The 17,019-nt window shown below is 43.2% G+C and carries 12 protein-coding genes; 8 read left to right on the forward strand and 4 right to left on the reverse strand.

From position 1 onward, the window contains the following. Nucleotides 1-4: 4 nt before the first annotated feature. The 3 genes from ACFQZR_RS01245 to ACFQZR_RS01255 form a co-directional block, all read right to left on the reverse strand. Complete coding sequence (locus ACFQZR_RS01245) at nucleotides 5-826, reverse strand: carbohydrate ABC transporter permease (protein ID WP_379342101.1); 822 nt, start codon at nucleotides 824-826, stop codon at nucleotides 5-7. Beyond that, nucleotides 823-1,695 (reverse strand): carbohydrate ABC transporter permease, encoded by an 873-nt coding sequence (locus ACFQZR_RS01250; RefSeq protein ID WP_379342103.1) that lies wholly within the window; start codon nucleotides 1,693-1,695, stop codon nucleotides 823-825. Before ACFQZR_RS01250 ends, ACFQZR_RS01245 begins: the two co-directional genes overlap by 4 nt. A 92-nt stretch (nucleotides 1,696-1,787) precedes the next feature. Further along, nucleotides 1,788-3,107 (reverse strand): ABC transporter substrate-binding protein, encoded by a 1,320-nt coding sequence (locus ACFQZR_RS01255; protein WP_379342105.1) that lies wholly within the window; start codon nucleotides 3,105-3,107, stop codon nucleotides 1,788-1,790. A 203-nt stretch (nucleotides 3,108-3,310) separates the two neighbouring features. Between ACFQZR_RS01255 and ACFQZR_RS01260 the strand changes: the two genes are divergently transcribed. From ACFQZR_RS01260 to ACFQZR_RS01295, 8 genes are all read left to right on the forward strand, one after another. After that, nucleotides 3,311-5,131, forward strand: a complete 1,821-nt coding sequence (locus ACFQZR_RS01260; protein WP_379342107.1) for a sensor histidine kinase — start codon at nucleotides 3,311-3,313, stop codon at nucleotides 5,129-5,131. Nucleotide 5,132: 1 nt separating this feature from the next. Next, the gene (locus tag ACFQZR_RS01265; RefSeq protein WP_379342109.1) at nucleotides 5,133-6,674 is read left to right on the forward strand and encodes a response regulator transcription factor; all 1,542 of its coding nucleotides are present in this window, start codon (nucleotides 5,133-5,135) and stop codon (nucleotides 6,672-6,674) included. Nucleotides 6,675-6,966: 292 nt separating this feature from the next. Beyond that, nucleotides 6,967-8,514, forward strand: coding sequence for a response regulator transcription factor (locus ACFQZR_RS01270; RefSeq protein WP_379342111.1), 1,548 nt, complete (start codon nucleotides 6,967-6,969; stop codon nucleotides 8,512-8,514). A gap of 3 nt (nucleotides 8,515-8,517) precedes the next feature. Then, nucleotides 8,518-10,218, forward strand: a complete 1,701-nt coding sequence (locus ACFQZR_RS01275; RefSeq protein ID WP_379343737.1) for a sensor histidine kinase — start codon at nucleotides 8,518-8,520, stop codon at nucleotides 10,216-10,218. A gap of 184 nt (nucleotides 10,219-10,402) precedes the next feature. Beyond that, nucleotides 10,403-11,353, forward strand: a complete 951-nt coding sequence (locus ACFQZR_RS01280; protein ID WP_379342113.1) for an ABC transporter permease — start codon at nucleotides 10,403-10,405, stop codon at nucleotides 11,351-11,353. 30 nt (nucleotides 11,354-11,383) lie between these two features. Further along, nucleotides 11,384-12,280, forward strand: coding sequence for a carbohydrate ABC transporter permease (locus ACFQZR_RS01285; RefSeq protein WP_379342115.1), 897 nt, complete (start codon nucleotides 11,384-11,386; stop codon nucleotides 12,278-12,280). Nucleotides 12,281-12,321: 41 nt separating this feature from the next. Then, on the forward strand, nucleotides 12,322-13,908 hold the full coding sequence (locus ACFQZR_RS01290; protein ID WP_379342117.1) for an extracellular solute-binding protein: 1,587 nt from the start codon (nucleotides 12,322-12,324) through the stop codon (nucleotides 13,906-13,908). Nucleotides 13,909-13,994: 86 nt separating this feature from the next. After that, nucleotides 13,995-16,388, forward strand: a complete 2,394-nt coding sequence (locus ACFQZR_RS01295) for a hypothetical protein (RefSeq protein ID WP_379342119.1) — start codon at nucleotides 13,995-13,997, stop codon at nucleotides 16,386-16,388. A 75-nt stretch (nucleotides 16,389-16,463) separates the two neighbouring features. Here the strand turns inward: ACFQZR_RS01295 and ACFQZR_RS01300 are convergent, their stop codons facing one another. Beyond that, nucleotides 16,464-17,006 carry a GbsR/MarR family transcriptional regulator gene (locus tag ACFQZR_RS01300; protein WP_379343740.1) on the reverse strand — a complete coding sequence of 181 codons (543 nt, stop codon included), beginning with the start codon at nucleotides 17,004-17,006 and terminating at the stop codon, nucleotides 16,464-16,466. Between the last annotated feature and the right edge of the window lie 13 nt (nucleotides 17,007-17,019).

Here is a 17,019-nt window from a genome sequence, read left to right on the forward strand (position 1 = left end):
CCTCTTATCCCTTGAGTGACCCCGACACCATGCCGGAAATGATATATTTTTGACCGATCAAATATAGAACCAGCACGGGTAACGCGGTAAGCACGATAATTGTAAAAATCATATTCCATTCGTTGAAATGGACGCCGAAATAGTTGTATATCGCATTAATCATGCCTAATTTATCCTGCTTGTTCAAAAGATAAAGCGGAGTAACAAAATCGTTCCAAGCCCCTAGGAAATTTAAAATGAATCCAGTAATCGTGACGGGCATTAACAACGGAAACACAACGTTAAAGAAAAGCCTTCCTAATCCGCATCCGTCAATAATCGCGGCCTCGTCCAGTTCTGTCGGGACGCTGCTAATGAAACCGTAAAAGAGGAATACGGCGAACGGAATCCCAAGCGTCGCGAACACGAGAATAATGCCCGGAAACGTATTTTGCAAATGAAGCGCCTGCAATACTTTGATCGTCGTAACGTAATTTAAAGGTGCAACAAGCCCCAGAAAAAAATAGTTATAAATCATCTTGTTCCACCGATCTCTATTGCGTACGAGAACGAAAGCCGCCATCGAGGTGACCAGGATACTGATTGCTGCGGATACAGACGACATAAGCAAACTGTTGAAAAAGGAATGAAGAAGGCTGCCGCCTTCGAACGCTTCTATGTAATTAACCCACTGCAGCTTGAGAGGAAGGTTCATAGTTACGGTATTCGCTTCCGCAGCCGTCTTGAGTGAATTGACGACAATTAAACTCAAAGGGCCTAAGATAGATAAAGCAAGAAGCCAGGTCATTGCCTCTTTCATGATCAGCAAGAGCGGTTTTTGTCTCACGATGCAGCCTCCTCACGCGAAGACACAAGTTTAATCAGGTAAGCGATAATGAGCGTAAATATGAACGCGACCATGCTCAGCGCATTGGACATGCCGTATCTTCCCATAGAGAATTCCTTGTAAACCTGGGTGTTGATGACCTCGGTCAAATCTCCAGGTCCTCCATTGGTCAAAGCATAGATGATTTCGAATACGCGAAGTCCGTGGATCATGTTCAGAATCATCGCGATCATCAGCGTTGGCATAATGAACGGAATCGTAATCTGCGTGAACTGCTTCCATCTTCCCGCGCCGTCCAAGGCAGCCGCTTCATAGTACGATTTCGAAATCGTCTGAAGCCCAGCCAGGATGATGACCATATTCCATCCGACCATCCGCCATATTTCAACGCCCATCGTGGAGCCGAGTACGACGTTTTTATCGGTCAGCCAGCTATGCGTCAAGTGATCCAGCCCGATAAATCTAAGTACCATATTAAGCGGTCCATCCGGACCTAGAATAGAGATGAAAATGATCCCGATAATCAATGGTGACAGCATGTAAGGTAAGAAGAATACAGTTCGTAACACTTTTTTTGTTTTTAAACCTTCATTCAGAAGGAGCGCCAGAACCAAGCCGATGCCCAATTTGAAAACAACGGTATAGAGCGTAAAAGAGAGCGTATGATAGATGCTTTTCAGATATGAACCTGATGAAAAGAAGATTTCTTTGTAGTTATCCAGACCGATAAACGTAATGGTTGGTTTCATAGCAGACCAATTCGTAAACGAGTAATACAACCCCCCAAGGACGGGGAGGATGAAAAGAATCGTATACAGAACGAATGCAGGCAATACAAAAAAGCGGCTGTAGATTTTTTTATTTTGCATACGGATATCCCCTATTTGTCTTGAGTGAAAAGAAGAGGAGCCTGATGGATGAACGAATTGTCTACCTGCCAGGCTCCCGCTTCATAGCTCTATTATTGGAACATTTTCGCTCGGTCCGAATCGATGGCTTCCAGCACTTGTTTCGGTGTTTTTCCACCGAGATACAGATCCTGCACCAATTTGCCGATGACAGATTGGTTCCAGAACTTAACCCCGCCTTCGAAGTCTAGCCCCGTTCCATCGGCTGCATTTGCAATAACAGAAGTGTATGCATTGCTTGTTTTACCTTCGACGTCTGTAAAGGAGATCGGTCCTAGATCGGGACGAGCAGCATAGTACTTCTTCAAGTTTTCAGTCTTTGCCAAGAAGTCGAAATATTGTTTAGCCGCATCAATGACTTTAGATTCCTGGTTAATGGAGCGAACGACACCGCCGGAGCTGGTGGCCCAGGTCTTGTTGTCCGCAAGAGGAAGAGGGAACATACTCCAAGTATCGGCTTTGCTATCTGGATATTTGGCCAATACCTCGTTCTGGAATGTCGAGTACGTCAGCATCATGGCGTATTTGCCGGAGCCCATGGCGTCGACCGAATTTTCCCATGTTTGAGACAAGAAGTCCTTGCCGAAGAATCCTTTGTCCGCGAGTTCTTTCAATTGCGTCAGACCCGTTTCTAAATCCTTTTGGTCGGCCAGTTTGGCTTGATTTGTGTTGAATTGATCATAAATTCCCGGCGTTTTCTTCGACAGCATGGATCCCATTGTATTTAACAAAACTTCTTGATGCCATTCTGCTTTCCCTGGCTCGTATATTGGCGTGATTCCTTTGGCAAGCAGAGCTTCGCACGCTTTGACGAAATCTTGGTAGTTCGTCGGTACGGATACTCCGGCTTGCTCGAACAATGCTGGATTGTACAGCACTCCCCAACCGTCCACAGACCAGGTATTAAGCGCAATGACTTTGCCGTTATATGTTGTTCCCGCTTTGGCCCAATCGGCATATCTGGATACCCATGACTCGCTGCTTAAATCAAGCGCATGCTGGTCAGGCAAGAATTGTTCCATCGCAACGCCGCTCGGAGTCAAGTACACGTCAGGACCTTCGCCGGTTTGGAACTTCGATTTCAATACGTTAACGTATTGATCATCCGGAGATATAAGGAATTCGATTTTATTGCCCGTTTGAGCTTCGAAATCTTTGGCAAGCTCCTTGTCAATGTCTTTGGTCCAGTTGGCGGAGGTCGCTACGGTAATCGTAACGCCATTCTGTTTGGTCGCCTCAGTGTCGGATGCGTTAGCTGAAGAGGCTGTGGAAGAATTGGAATTCGATTCGGAAGAGCTGCAACCTGCCAATAGACTAATTAATGCGACCAATACGAACATTTTGCTGACCCGCTTTTTCATAAAGCTGCTCATAATAACTGACGCCTCCTTGTATAATCTCTATCTTTGGGTGGCCAACCTTAAGAATATAATAAAATATACAGGAAATAAGTTACATGGATTTTTTAAGCGTTTTCATGTGGACATTTTCGCACTCGCAGCTCAAAAAAATGTTTGTAACTCTTAATTTCGATCTATATAATGTGGGTAAATCTTGCGAGAGGATTTTCGCCCGAATGAAACCGAAAAGTATTCAAGCAAAGTTGTTTTACAATTATTCGTTATTAATGATTAGTGTCATTATCGTCATCGTCTTTTCGTTTTACTTTTATATTTCTGATATATTACAGAGGAGTAAGTCCGAAGCGTTATTTCAATTATCCGCACATATCTCTACTGAATTCGATGCTCAAATTAGAAATATGAACTCCGCGTCCACCAAAATTTTGTTTTCCGAGCCACTTCACGAGCTATTCTTCTCCGAGATGTTCGAAATCAATAAGTCTTCCGTTGAACGGCAGCGCCGGTTCACCAATATTATTTTTCCGATCATAGGCTATGACAATCCCTTTAAACAAATCAACATGTTTCACTTATCCGGCGAATTCGCCAATGTTGGTGACGTTTCACGATTCATGTTGATGTCACCAAGCAGCATCACATCTGTCCCTTGGGTTAAGGATACAATTCTATTAAACGGCAAACGTTACATCTCACTTCCTCATTCGGATTCTTGGAAAGTAGGAGATGATATCGTTATTTCTTTAAGCCGGGCATTCCCGCCTGCATGGGGGGAAAAGGTGTCTAGCATTCTCGAGGTGCAGCAGGATTATCAAGTATTTACGAATATTATTGAGAATGCTCAAGTGAATCCGAATTTACAAACAAATAAGGATATCGAAATTTACGTGCTGAACGAACAAGGGCACCTGATTTATCCTCTAGGCTGGGAGACTAGCGAGGCCAAACCCCAAGCTTATTGGAAATTAGTTAATGAGCACCGTAATAACCGTTCTTCCAATTCGCTTATTAACTCTGATGGCAGAGATAATAATATCATCGCTTATAGTTACTCGGATGTATCGAATTGGACCGTTATCGCAGTGGAATCCAAAGAACGGCTTCTAGCACCCGTCAATACGTTTCGCAACATCATTTTACTGCTAGGAATTATAACGATCTTCATCACCTTGGCTATCTCCTATTTGGTCTCTAGATCACTGACAATTCCGATTAAGAAAGTCCAGAAGTCCATTAAACTTCTAAGTCTAAATACGCTTCCTCCTAAGAACGAATCCGATGAACCAAGCAATCTGAATGAATTAGAACATCTGAATCTGGCATTTAACGAAATGCGCTTAAGATTACAGCAATCGCTCGAGGAGACTGTCGCATCGCGTGCACACGAGCTGGAAGCCCATAATTTCGCATTGCAAGCTCAGATGAATCCGCATTTTCTCTACAATACAATTACTAACATCAGCATTTTGGCTGAGGAGAACGGTCAACAATCGATTGTTGAATGGTGCGAGCGCTTATCGCAAATGTTGAGGTACATCTCATCGAATCATGCGGCTCCCGTTCTATTGTCCGAAGAGCTGGAGCATACGGGCAACTATTTAAATCTGATGAAGCTGCGCTATGAGGATAACATTCAATTCGTTATTGATGTACCCGAGTCACTCCAACAAGTTGCAGTGCCGAAGCTTATCATTCAGCCCATTGTCGAGAATGCGATGAAATACGGGATTCATGTTGATCCACCTTGGATTGTCTCGATTACGGGAACCCTTCATGTAGATCGATGGGAGCTGGTTATTCATGATAATGGTCATGGCTTTGACGAGGACCGAATTCGTCAATTAACGGAACAGTTCGAAGCGACCGATCCTTTAGTCAAAATCCCAACATTACGAATTAGCGGGATGGGGCTTCTGAATATCTACTCTCGCTTGAAGCTGTTATTCGGTCATCGGTTCACGATGAACATCTCGAATCATGCTCGCGGCGGTGCGCTCGTATCTATTATCGTCAAACATGAACCTGGGAGAGATTAAGATGAACAATGCTAAGCACAGGGTCGTTATCGTGGAAGATGAACCTAGAATCCGAAGAAACATCGCTCAAAAAATAGAAGGAATGGATTCCTACGAGATTGTTGGAATGGCTTCGGACGGAGTCGAGGCTTTGACCGTTACTATGGAGCTAAAGCCCGATGTCGTCTTTACCGATATCAGAATGCCGAAGATGGATGGGCTGGAGTTGATACGTCGGATCAAGGAAAACAGTCCAGAAATTCACTTCGTGATCATCAGTGGATATGACGATTTCGGATATGCTCAATCCGCAATGAAGCTGGGCGTTCGTGACTATTTGCTTAAACCCGTCAGTCTTGCAGCCTTAGAGGAATGTTTGAAAAATATAAGTGTTATTCTGCAGAACCGAAACTATCAAATGACCAGAGAGCTGCTCACGTTATCAATCCATGGGGCTCAGGAAGGATTAGAGCCAGTTGCACGATCCAATCAATCGTTTGCTACCTTTCTGGTCTGCATAGGTAATCTTTGCGCTTCCGTCATTCCGCCGGAACAATATGCATTTTTCCGCGAGCTATGGAGAGACGTATCCTTCGAATCGATCAAGAATCGTTTCCACGGGCAGAATAGCCTTTGGGTCGTCGTCGACGAGAAAGCGCCGAATCAGAAATTTATACTCATATCCGCAGAGGATAGACATCCAGAAGAAATCCCAGCTATGGCTGCAGAGATTCAGGCTTTTCTCTCTAAATATTCCGGGGGTCTACCCGTTCAAGTCTGCTATCATGAGGTTTTCGTAGATTGGACTGATATTTGGGAGCAAGCTCAGACGATCCGAGGTCTCCTGGACCGCGAACTGGTACCCTGCAAATCCAGCATTCTATGCACCTCTAATAAGTCGGAAACTTCATTCGCCTCTTATATGACAGATCAGGTGTTGAAAAATAAAGTGAATGCACTGATCCAGTCCGGACAGATGAATTTACTTAAGACCGAGCTCTTCCAAGCTTTCAAGCAATGGGGAAATGCCGAGTACCCTCAACGCCTCCTGGAGAAGGTTACGATGCATTTGATCAGATCCGTTCATTTACAAACGGGAGTTCTCTCTGAGGAGAAGCTGTTTTCATTAGAGTCCGAGCTATATTCCAGGCTGGCTGTTTGTCGTGAACTATCTGTTTTCTTCGGCGAACTATGGGAGTTGATAGGGAAGATGATTTTGATCGGGGATGAGGATGATAATACGTTTCAGCTTATCAGACATGTCGCCAATTATCTGGAAATAAATTATACAAAAGATATCAATCTCGAGGAATTAGCGATGAGATATCATTTTACGTCGTCGTATTTATCCAAGATGTTTAAAAAGCACTACCTAGTTACACCGCTAAAATATATCATTAAACTAAGAATCGATGAAGCGAGGAGATTGATCATGGAGAATCCTGAACGAGAAGTTGGAAAAATCGCTGAAATCGTTGGGTACGCCGATCAACATTATTTTAGCAGGGTATTTAAGAACGTGACCGGGCTGAGTCCGTCCGAATTTAGATATCAAAATCAATAAAAATGGTCTTTCTCCGTTTTCATTAGAAACTGACGATGTAGGTCAGAAGTGGAAATCGTAGTTATTTCACGAAAAGATTACCAGCGAAGATCTCGAGGATCTGATCTCAATCGGCACGGACAAAGAAGGCAATGAAATAATGCTTATTGATAGTATAATCTGATCGTATCTCTTGAGACAATTCTCCCATCTTGTAGAAGAGTATAACCGCAATATGGCATGGAACTTTTCTCCATGCTTTAGTTTGTGGTAGACTCATGATATTAATTCTGGTGGAAGGCGGTGAGGTACGATGCTAAAAATGCTTGTCGTCGATGATGATAAGTTCGAACGGGATGGAGTTAAGTTTCTAGTCGATAAATATGGATTGAATTTGGAGATCTTTGAAGCTAACAGCGGTGAAAGCGCTCTCTCATTTATCGAAAGTCATGATGTTGACATCTTGCTCTCCGACATCAGGATGAAGGGGATGGACGGATTACAGCTTGCAGAGAAGGTTCGTGAGCTTGGTAAACCTATCAAAATGATGTTTATGAGCGCCTATGGTGAGTTCGAATATGCACAAAGAGCAATCAATTTGAAGGCGATCCATTATATATTAAAGCCAGTGCAGGTTAGTGAATTTATTAAGAACATGACGGAGGTCATCCAGCTGTGCGAGGAAGCTCAGAAATTGAAGGTTCAGCAGGAAAGGCTGGAAGTTGTCTATTTGAAGGAGGTCAGATACGAAAAGCAGAAGCAACTGATTGACATGATATTCAGCAAGACCGATGTGACGGAGGAAGAACTAGATCTGAAGGTGCCTACCAGTGGGTACGATAGTTTTCCTTACATGCGGATGCTGATGCTGGATTCTCGTAAGCGCTTTTTTGATCGGCTTGATCTTGACTTCGAACGGCAGCTCGGAGAATTAATACAGCGCAACGTCGATTTTATTCATTTAAATGAATTTCAATGCTTGTTGCTCTTGGAAACCTTTCCCGACGAATCGCTGGAAGCTATATCGGACCTTGGCCAGCATTTGATCCAGATATTCAAAGATATGTTCGGTAGTGATATCTGTGTTGTCGTCAGCAAATTGGTGGACGATGCGAAGAAGCTCTCTAAAGAATTTCATGAGATGGAAACGATGCTGGAAAATAAATTTTTTTTCGATGAGGGTACGGTGCTGCTGACGAACCGCATGTCATTTGTTGTGGGTGATATGACTGCAGTAGTGAATGATGTGCTAACGGAGTTGACTCAGAATATTCAGGACAACCGATATGATATCGCGCAATTACATGTCGAGCAATTGTTTGACGCTTTACAGAACAGCGAGCATTTTACGGTTACCTATGTAAAATATGTGAGCACCGAAATTGTCAAAACCATATTCAATGCCACTAAGAAAAAGGATAGTGATAGATTCAAACTGGATTTGGAAGACATATATAGAACTGTGAAGCTGAGTGATTTGCGTCAAGTAGTTTTAAGTATTTTGAAGGTTAACGAGCCTAACGGCGAAACCAATGTAGAAGCGCTGCCAAGAGCTATCGAGGAAGTCGTCCGAATGATCGAGAACGAATATCAGACTGACTTGTCGTTAGAGTTATTGGCGGAGCGGGTTTATTTATCTCCTAGTTATTTGAGCCATCTATTCAAGAAACAGAAAGGGATAAGTATTAATAAATTCATGACCTTGCATCGAATGGAAAAGGCGAAGGAACTGCTTATCACAACTAATCGTAAAATTATCGATATCGGCCAAGATGTGGGCTACAGCAACTTTCCATACTTCAGCTCGTTATTCAAAAATCATTTCGGGCGAACGCCTTCTAAATTCAGAGAAGGGACATAAGTGATGAAACGGCTGATCTACGGACTGTTCAATCGCTTGAGATTTAATCAAAAGCTATTCCTATCCTATTTAATCGTTATTATCATTCCGATTATGGTGCTTGGTATATACGCATACAATCAATCAAAGGAAATGCTCAATTTGCAGGGAATGCAGGGGATAGATAAGAATGTGAATACAGTTACGGAGAGTATTAACAATTCGGTTGAACGTTACAACCATATGGTTCGATCGATCGTATTCAATAAAATGTTTCAGAAGATCGCAGCAAATGATTATATCGACTTAGTCAATCTTGCGAGAGATTTGAGAGATTTCTTAGATCCGTACTTCATCATGATGATGAACCTGGACAAGGAAATTCAGAAAGTTACCTTGTACACGCAAAGCACTGTACCGGAATTCGGTGATTTAGTCGTCTCATACAAACGTGTTTATGAGGAGCCATGGTATAACGAAGCTATCAAGGGGATAGAACCGCTATGGCAATATGATGATAACAAACTGTTCGTAACCTATAAATTTCCAAGTTTTATCAAAGATCCCTACAAAAATATTGTCTATATGCGTATTAATGAGAGCAGTTTCTTCAAAAGTATTACCGATCTAGCTCGTGAGTATGGTGTCGTCATCTCTGATGCAAATAACCGGATTATATACGCGAATCAAAGTGCAATGCTGACCGCCCTCGACACCAAGGAAATGTTGAAAATGAATGAAGGAACGATACGCATAGGTCAAACGGAGATGTTTCTTGTCAAGAAGAAGATAGCGCAGGCGAATTGGACGATCTATTGTTTCGTACCTGCAGCGCATTTGTCCCAGAACGCGGGTTCAATCATTAATGCGACGTTAATCGTGATCCTTGCTTGCATTGTGAGCTTGTTGATCATTATTTCGCTCTTCTCCAAGACGTTTATCAAACGAATATTTTCGCTCAATTCGATAATGAAGCGGGTCGAATTTGGAGAGTTGAATTTACAGGTTCGGAGTGAGTCCAGAGATGAAATCGGAGAACTAACCAATCGGTTCGGTAAGATGCTTAACCGACTAAATGAGCTGATTGATGAATCCTATCGCAGTAAAATCATACAGAAGGAGGCAGAGCTCAAAGCGCTGCAATCGCAGATCAATCCTCACTTCCTATACAATACCCTCTCGTTCATCAATTGGAAGGCGCTCAAAACCGATGCGCATGAAATTAGTTATGTGGTTACATCGATGTCGAAATTTTATCGGACGGCTCTTAATCAAGGCAGCAATATTATTACTGTACGTAACGAATTGGAGAATATCAAATCGTATATTGAGATTATTCAGGTTATGGACGAATATAGCTTCGATGTCGTTTATAAGATCGCTGATGAGGTTAACGATTATTCCACCATTAATTTAATACTTCAACCGCTCGTAGAAAATGCGATCAAGCATGGTATCAAACAGAAGGAGACGGGACGGGGGCTTCTGAATGTTAGTGCCTGGCTTGATAAAGGGACGGTCAATTTCAAGATCGAAGATAACGGTCCAGGTATGAACCAGGAGACAATCGAGACGATACTTATGATGCAATCGGCCGGATATGGTCTCAAAAATGTCAACGAGCGGCTGCAGCTGCGGTTCGGGGCAAAATACGGCATCTCCATCCAGAGTCGACTTGGTTATGGTACGATTATGACCGTCGTTATTCCGCAGAATATTGAATAGTACCGCATCATAAACAACTTATTTTCCGATGTTCAACTTCGCCCGCCGGCTAGCCGGACGGGCTTTTTAACTCCGTAAAAAACTGAATCATTTCTAAAATATTTGATAATTTCATCATAAGTTCCCTATGATATAGTTTTATTATCAAAAAGGAAGCGTTTACAGAAAGGAGGAGAATGGAGCGATGAGCGACCAAATGGTGGTAGTAAGCACGAGACATGCACGTAGGGTAGAAAAGAAAAAAAAGCTCAAGCAATACCGTGTGTTGTTGATCATGTTAATACCGGCAATGATCTACTATATTATTTTTCATTATCTCCCGATGTATGGCGTGCTGTTGGCATTCAAAGATTTTAAGATTACAGAGGGCATTATCGGTAGTCCTTGGGCAGGGCTTCGTCATTTCGAGAAGATCTTGAACGACACCTATTTTTTTACGGTATTGAAAAATACGATAATGATCAGTCTATACAAGCTGGTGTTTGGTTTCCCAGTACCTATCATTTTTGCACTGTTACTCAGTGAAATCTCCAATGTGAAATTTAAAAAGATGGTACAGACGGTATCGTATTTACCGCATTTTATATCGTGGGTTGTTCTGGCAGGGATATTCTTTACATTATTTTCACTAGAAGGTCCGACCAACGGCATTGTCAAAATGTTTGGCGGCGATCCGATGCTATTCTTAGCAGACGATCGATACTTCCGGACTATCCTGGTGGTGACGAGTATTTTCCAAGGTTTTGGTTGGGGTTCGATTATCTACTTCGCAGCCATTTCGAGCATTGATCCGCAGTTGTACGAAGCGGCAGTACTTGACGGAGCAGGCCGATTCAAACGGATGATCTATATATCCATCCCAATGCTTGCCCCTGTTATCGCGATTATGCTGATTTTATCCATGTCCGGTATACTGGACGCGGGATTCGATCAAATATTTAATATGTATAATGTCAAAGTCTATAATGTCTCAGATATTATTGATACCTATGTGTATCGCAAAGGCTTAATTGAGATGAACTATAGTTATGCGACGGCCGTTGGATTGTTCAAATCCGTGGTAGCATTGATTCTGATTGTGATAGTGAATCAGATTGTGAAATGGATTGGCGGCAAGGAGCATGCCATATGGTAATTTGGCTTGGTTGGACGAAGGAGTGAGAAGATGATTAACGTAAAAAAATCAACGGGTGACAAAATTATCGATGGCTTTATATATCTCATTCTGCTAGCTATTGTCGTGATCACGTTGTACCCCTTTTGGACGCAGGTCGTTATTTCATTAGACGGTGCAGGAGCTGACGGTACTGCCTATTCATCAGGGATCATATTGTTCCCGACGCAGTTCACGTTTGAGAGCTATATGTTGGCTTTCAAGTTCGACGCGCTTTGGCAGGGATATTGGAATACGATTCTGCGGACAGTGCTCGGTGTTATCATTTCTATATCTTTTACGTCGATTACGGCTTACCCATTAGCCAAAAAAGATTTGCCATACAATCGAACGTTTACAAGCTTCATTTTGTTCACGATGTTATTTGCCGGGGGCACGATTCCTTCCTACTTGCTGATTAAAGAACTGCAAATGTTGAATACGATTTGGGCGCTTGTTATTCCAGGGATGATTAGTGCGTTTAACGTGTTGATTATGCGCAATTTCTTCCGTTCGATTCCTGAAGAGCTGGAAGATTCGGCTCGGGTGGATGGGGCAGGTTACTTGCGAATATTCACGCAGATCGTCATTCCCATATCGAAGCCGGTGCTCGCGACGATTGCTTTATGGGTAGGTGTAGGTCACTGGAATGCATGGTTTGACAGCTTGATCTACATTTCAGATCCGAGTAAACAAGTGCTGCAAATTGTATTGCGTAAAATTATTATTCAGAACAGCATGGCGGACATCAACAGCGTTATTCAAAATATCGGAAAAACAACGGAGTTTTCAGGAAGACAGCTGCAGGCTACGGTGGTCATGTTCTCGATCATTCCGATGCTAGTCGTATATCCGTTTATTCAGAAGTATTTTGTCAAAGGCGTTATGGTGGGTGCAGTAAAAGGGTAAACCCCTAAATTTCATTTAAAATTAGAGAGGGATGGTCGAAAATGTTGAAAAAGCGCGTAATGCTTGGTTTGTTATCGGCAGTTATGTTGACGTCAGTCTTGGCGGGATGTGCATCATCCGAGAATGAGAAGAAACAATCGGAAGGGAATGCAGACGCATCACAATCCAAAATGAAATTGACGTTCTGGAATTTGGATGAAAATCAAACGGATCATTCGGTCGGTCTAGATGCCATAAAAAAGAAGTTCAATGTTGATCTGGATTTTACCGCAACCTCCAGGGAAGCTATGAAAGAGAAGCTGAACCTTCTCATTTCCTCGGGTGAAATTCCGGATTGGTGGAAAGAGCCGTCGTTCACCGAATATGATAAATTCCTCGAACAAGGCGTTGCAGCGGAAATTCCGCAAGAGTTAATTGAGCAAAATATGCCGAAATATATGGCATGGCTCAAACGCTATCTTGGTGAGGACCCCTTTAAGTATATTAGAAGAGATGGAAAAATCTACGGATTACCTGTGATCTGGGATATTGGGATCGATGGGATTCAGCTCGCGTTCCGGGAAGATTGGCTGAAAAAAGTAGGCATTACGAAAACGCCGGAAACACTTGAAGAGATGGAAGCTGCTCTGACAAAATTCCGGAATGATGATCCTGACGGTAATGGTAAAAAAGATACGTATGGCATCACTGCATCGGGCGAAAATATCGAAACCTTGTTCAGCGCTGTGTTTGGTGCATATGACGCCTTTCCGAATATATTCCGTGAGAAAAATGGTAAAATCGTCCGTGGAGAAATTGAACCAGGCGCGAAGCAAGCGCTTGAAGTTTTGAACCGTTGGTACAAAAACGATTTGATTGATCCTGAATTTGTTGTCAATAAAGGCTCGAACGTGGAAGATAAAGTCCTTACGGATAAAATCGGAGCCGTTGAGTTCTACTGGTGGTCATTTTTACCGGGGAATGCATTCCTAGGTGGAGAACAGTGGTACGACAAGTTGGCGAAGAAGCACCCAGGCTTTAACTTTGCAATCGAAGGCGGCATAAAGGGGCCGGATGGTAAATACGGCATATCGCAATATAATCCAGCCTATGCTTCTGGCGTCATGTTCGGCAAGCAACTGGAAAAGGATCATGACAAAATGATCAAATATTTGCAAATTTTCGAAGCGACGCAATTCGATCCGGAAATCTATGAGACATTGAACTTTGGAGAGAAAGGTGTTCATTGGAATAAGAGCGATAAAGGAACGATTGAATTCATCGCGCCGTATACCGACGAGAAGGAACGCAAAAAGGCTGGGATTGGAAGTTACTCGATGGCTGGCTCGTTCAATGATTACGATTTCCAAACAGCGTATACATCCGATGAAAGCCTGCGTCAATTAGCGAAAGATACCCGTGCTAAAGGAACGAGAAACATTGATATTTTAGCGCCACTCGACAAGCCAATCTACAATGAAACACAAGATAAGCTGAAGCAGTATACGCTGCAGACGTATATCGATTTTATTACGGGCCGAAAACCTCTGAGCGAATTCGATAGTTTTGTTGCTGAATGGAATAAAATGGGTGGAGATAAAGTGTTAGACGAAGCACAAAAAATTTATGATGAGAATTTGAAATCGTAATCATATCATTTGATCGAACATCCTTCCCAATTGGATTGAATTGGAAAGGATGTTTGAATTTACTGAGACAAGGAGATAAGAAAACGATGTATACCATAAATGCTGGAGCCTTGGGGATACACTTGAACGAAAAAGGTCAAATCACGGGTATGAATGATTGCAGCAATCATCATTATGCATCATCGACATACACTGCAGCGCTTATTCGTACTGTCATCGAAGGTCGAATAGAGGAGCCTTCGAAGGTATCGTACAATGAGAATCTATTAACTTTCGAATTTACCGAAAGTGGTACTATAGTCGATGTGTTGGTGAAAGAAAAATCGCAGTATGCGACGTTTGAAATTCAACGTATTACAGGCGTCGAGGTGGATGCGATCCTATGGGGCCCTTACTTTACAACCATTACCGATTCGATCGGTGAATCGGTTGGCGTCGTGCATAACGGACAGTTCGCGATTGGTCTTCAGTCCTTAAACATCAAGACAGTTGGAGGCTGGCCCGTCGAGCTCGATCGATTGGAAGGTGTGCAGCAAAGTTATTCTGATAATCGGAACGAAAAACCTGATCCTGACACCCATCAAGTATCCGACAATAAGTTCGAATATCATGTCTGCGCAGCGTGGCCGACGAGAGATGGAAGCATGCTGCAGGCCTATGCTAGAAATCGGTCGAAAAGCGCGCGTCGTCCGGCATGGAACTTACCACTCGTTGATGTCGCGCCCATTCGCGGGGAAGATTCTAATATCGTTGGATCACGCATTGCCTTGTTCGGCTGTGAAATTCGGCAAGTGCTTGAGACAATTGAAGCGATCGAGCTAGGAGAAGGGTTGCCTCATCCGATGATCGAAGGAAAATGGGGAAAAGTATCTCCTGCGGCGAACCAATCCTATTTGATTACGGATTTCTCCGAAGCCACGATATCCGAAGCGGTACGTTATACCAAAATGGCCGGTCTAAAATACGTATATCATCCCGATCCGTTCAGCACTTGGGGACATTTCACGTTAAAACCGAAGAGCTTCCCGAATGGGGATGAAGGATTAAAGTCAGCTGTCGCTTTTGCTAAAAGCGAGGGCGTTCATGTCGGCATTCATACACTGACTAACTTTACGACGCTAAATGATGCGTATGTAACGCCAACGCCGGACGAAAGATTGCAATTGGCGGGCACGTCGCGGTTAGTTGCAGCCTTGGACTTCGATGCAGATTGGATTGAGGTCGACGACCCGGCACCGTTTCAGGTGAAGTTGTTCCGACAGACGGCACAACTCGGAAGTGAGCAAATTGAATATCATGCTGTGACAGATTGCGCGCCTTGGAAACTGACCGGCGTTAAGCGTGGTACAAATGGAACAACCATTGCAGTGCATGAAGCGGGAACGACCATAGGTCGGCTATGGGATCACCCGTACGATGTATTCTTCCCGAACATCGAGCTGCAAGACGAATATTGCGCACGTATTAACGATTTGTTCACGAAAACGGGTTTGAAGCAAATATCATTCGATGGTCTAGAAGGCTGCTATGCAACAGGGCATGACGACTACGGCGTTAATCGTTTTGTGAAAATGTGTTATGACGGCTGGGGCGAAGAAGTCATTAATGATGCTAGTATAGTTGTTCCAAACTATCTATGGCATGTATTCACACGGTTTAATTGGGGTGAGCCTTGGGGGGCTGCAACACGTGAAGGGCAGCTTGAATGGAGACTTAGTAACCAACGATATTTCACCAGGAACTTCATTCCGCCTATGCTTGGCTGGTTTCTTGTTCGTTCTGCTTCTGATCAGTTCGAAGCGACGTCACCGGACGAAATCGAATGGGTATTATCCAAAGCAGCAGGATTTAATGCTGGCTTTGCTCTAGTTGCCGATATGCAAGTACTTAAGCGTAATGGAAACATCGAGTCGATATTTACGACCGTACGCGAGTGGGAGAGAGCGAGACAAGTCGGCGCCTTCACACCAGAACAGCGGGAACGGCTGAAGGAACCGAAAGGCGACTGGCATTTGGAATCAGCTGGTGAAGACAAGTGGAACTTATATCCAGTCAATATTTCTAAACCACTCGTATGCAATCCAGCTGAGCTGCAACCAGGGCAACCAGGGGGTGCAGATTGGACGTATTTTAACCGATATGCGGATCAACCCCTGAAGTTTACACTGCGCGTCATTCCTTCGTATGGTAACGACGACGCTTCAATAAAACGACCTACGTTCTATACGAATGGTGTATATATGACGTTTGATACGGAAGTCTTCGCGAACCAATATCTCGTATGTGAGAGCGGCAGCATCGGTAAAATTTACGATCAAAACTGGAATCTACTAAAAACCGTACAGGCTTCTGCCGAAGCACCAATCTTACGGACTGGTGGACAACCGCTATCGTTCAGCTGCAAGTTCGAAGGTGATCCGAAGCCTCTAGTCAGCGTCAGAGTGACGACTTGGGGTGAACGGGAAGAAGTAGGAATTTAAGAACTTATACATGTTTCCCCAATAAGAAGAAGACTCTTGATTATTAATGGAGTCTTCTTCTTTTTATTTACAGACTCAAGAAAAATCTTTAAAATATTCTCCTCGTTTCAGGGCATCGACAAACTTCTGGAGCCATTCGTAATAGGTTTGTCCATGTCGGAGTTTATATAAATCTTGCAACGCAAGATTACGCTCCTGGTCTGTAATATGTTCATCAATAATAATTTCTGTTAATTCAAGAAGAGCTTTACTAATAGCTTCTGTCATTACATTTATTTCACGCTGGAGCTTGAGCGTGAAGAAGTTTTGAAACGCAAGAAAAAAATCGACCTCCGCGAGATACAGTTCTTTTCGATCCTGTTTTTCTTCTAACTTTTTGACCATTTGAGATTCTACCAACGATCTAACTGCATAGCTCATGTTGCTTTTACTCATATTCATTCGTACCTTCATCTCATCAAGAGTCATCGGGCTATTTTCAAAGAACATTATTCCGTACAATTGACCGGATGAAGGAGTGGCACCGTATAAATCCATCGTTTCCGCAATAGCGTCAATTACTTTTTGTCTGATATGCAATCTTTGTTCAGTTATGTAGTTTTCCCTGTCTTGAGACAATAGACTTTTCACT

Source organism: Paenibacillus sp. GCM10027629, from assembly GCF_042676425.1.
Classification (GTDB): domain Bacteria; phylum Bacillota; class Bacilli; order Paenibacillales; family Paenibacillaceae; genus Paenibacillus_K; species Paenibacillus_K terrigena.

What these genes read in the sequence shown, in the direction of transcription:
- ACFQZR_RS01250 (WP_379342103.1), bottom strand. Translation starts at nt 1,695, where the DNA reads ATGCAAAATAAAAAAATCTACAGCCGCTTTTTTGTATTGCCTGCATTC.
- ACFQZR_RS01255 (WP_379342105.1), bottom strand. Translation starts at nt 3,107, where the DNA reads ATGAGCAGCTTTATGAAAAAGCGGGTCAGCAAAATGTTCGTATTGGTC.
- ACFQZR_RS01260 (WP_379342107.1), top strand. Translation starts at nt 3,311, where the DNA reads ATGAAACCGAAAAGTATTCAAGCAAAGTTGTTTTACAATTATTCGTTA.
- ACFQZR_RS01265 (WP_379342109.1), top strand. Translation starts at nt 5,133, where the DNA reads ATGAACAATGCTAAGCACAGGGTCGTTATCGTGGAAGATGAACCTAGA.
- ACFQZR_RS01270 (WP_379342111.1), top strand. Translation starts at nt 6,967, where the DNA reads ATGCTAAAAATGCTTGTCGTCGATGATGATAAGTTCGAACGGGATGGA.
- ACFQZR_RS01275 (WP_379343737.1), top strand. Translation starts at nt 8,518, where the DNA reads ATGAAACGGCTGATCTACGGACTGTTCAATCGCTTGAGATTTAATCAA.
- ACFQZR_RS01280 (WP_379342113.1), top strand. Translation starts at nt 10,403, where the DNA reads ATGAGCGACCAAATGGTGGTAGTAAGCACGAGACATGCACGTAGGGTA.
- ACFQZR_RS01285 (WP_379342115.1), top strand. Translation starts at nt 11,384, where the DNA reads ATGATTAACGTAAAAAAATCAACGGGTGACAAAATTATCGATGGCTTT.
- ACFQZR_RS01290 (WP_379342117.1), top strand. Translation starts at nt 12,322, where the DNA reads ATGTTGAAAAAGCGCGTAATGCTTGGTTTGTTATCGGCAGTTATGTTG.
- ACFQZR_RS01295 (WP_379342119.1), top strand. Translation starts at nt 13,995, where the DNA reads ATGTATACCATAAATGCTGGAGCCTTGGGGATACACTTGAACGAAAAA.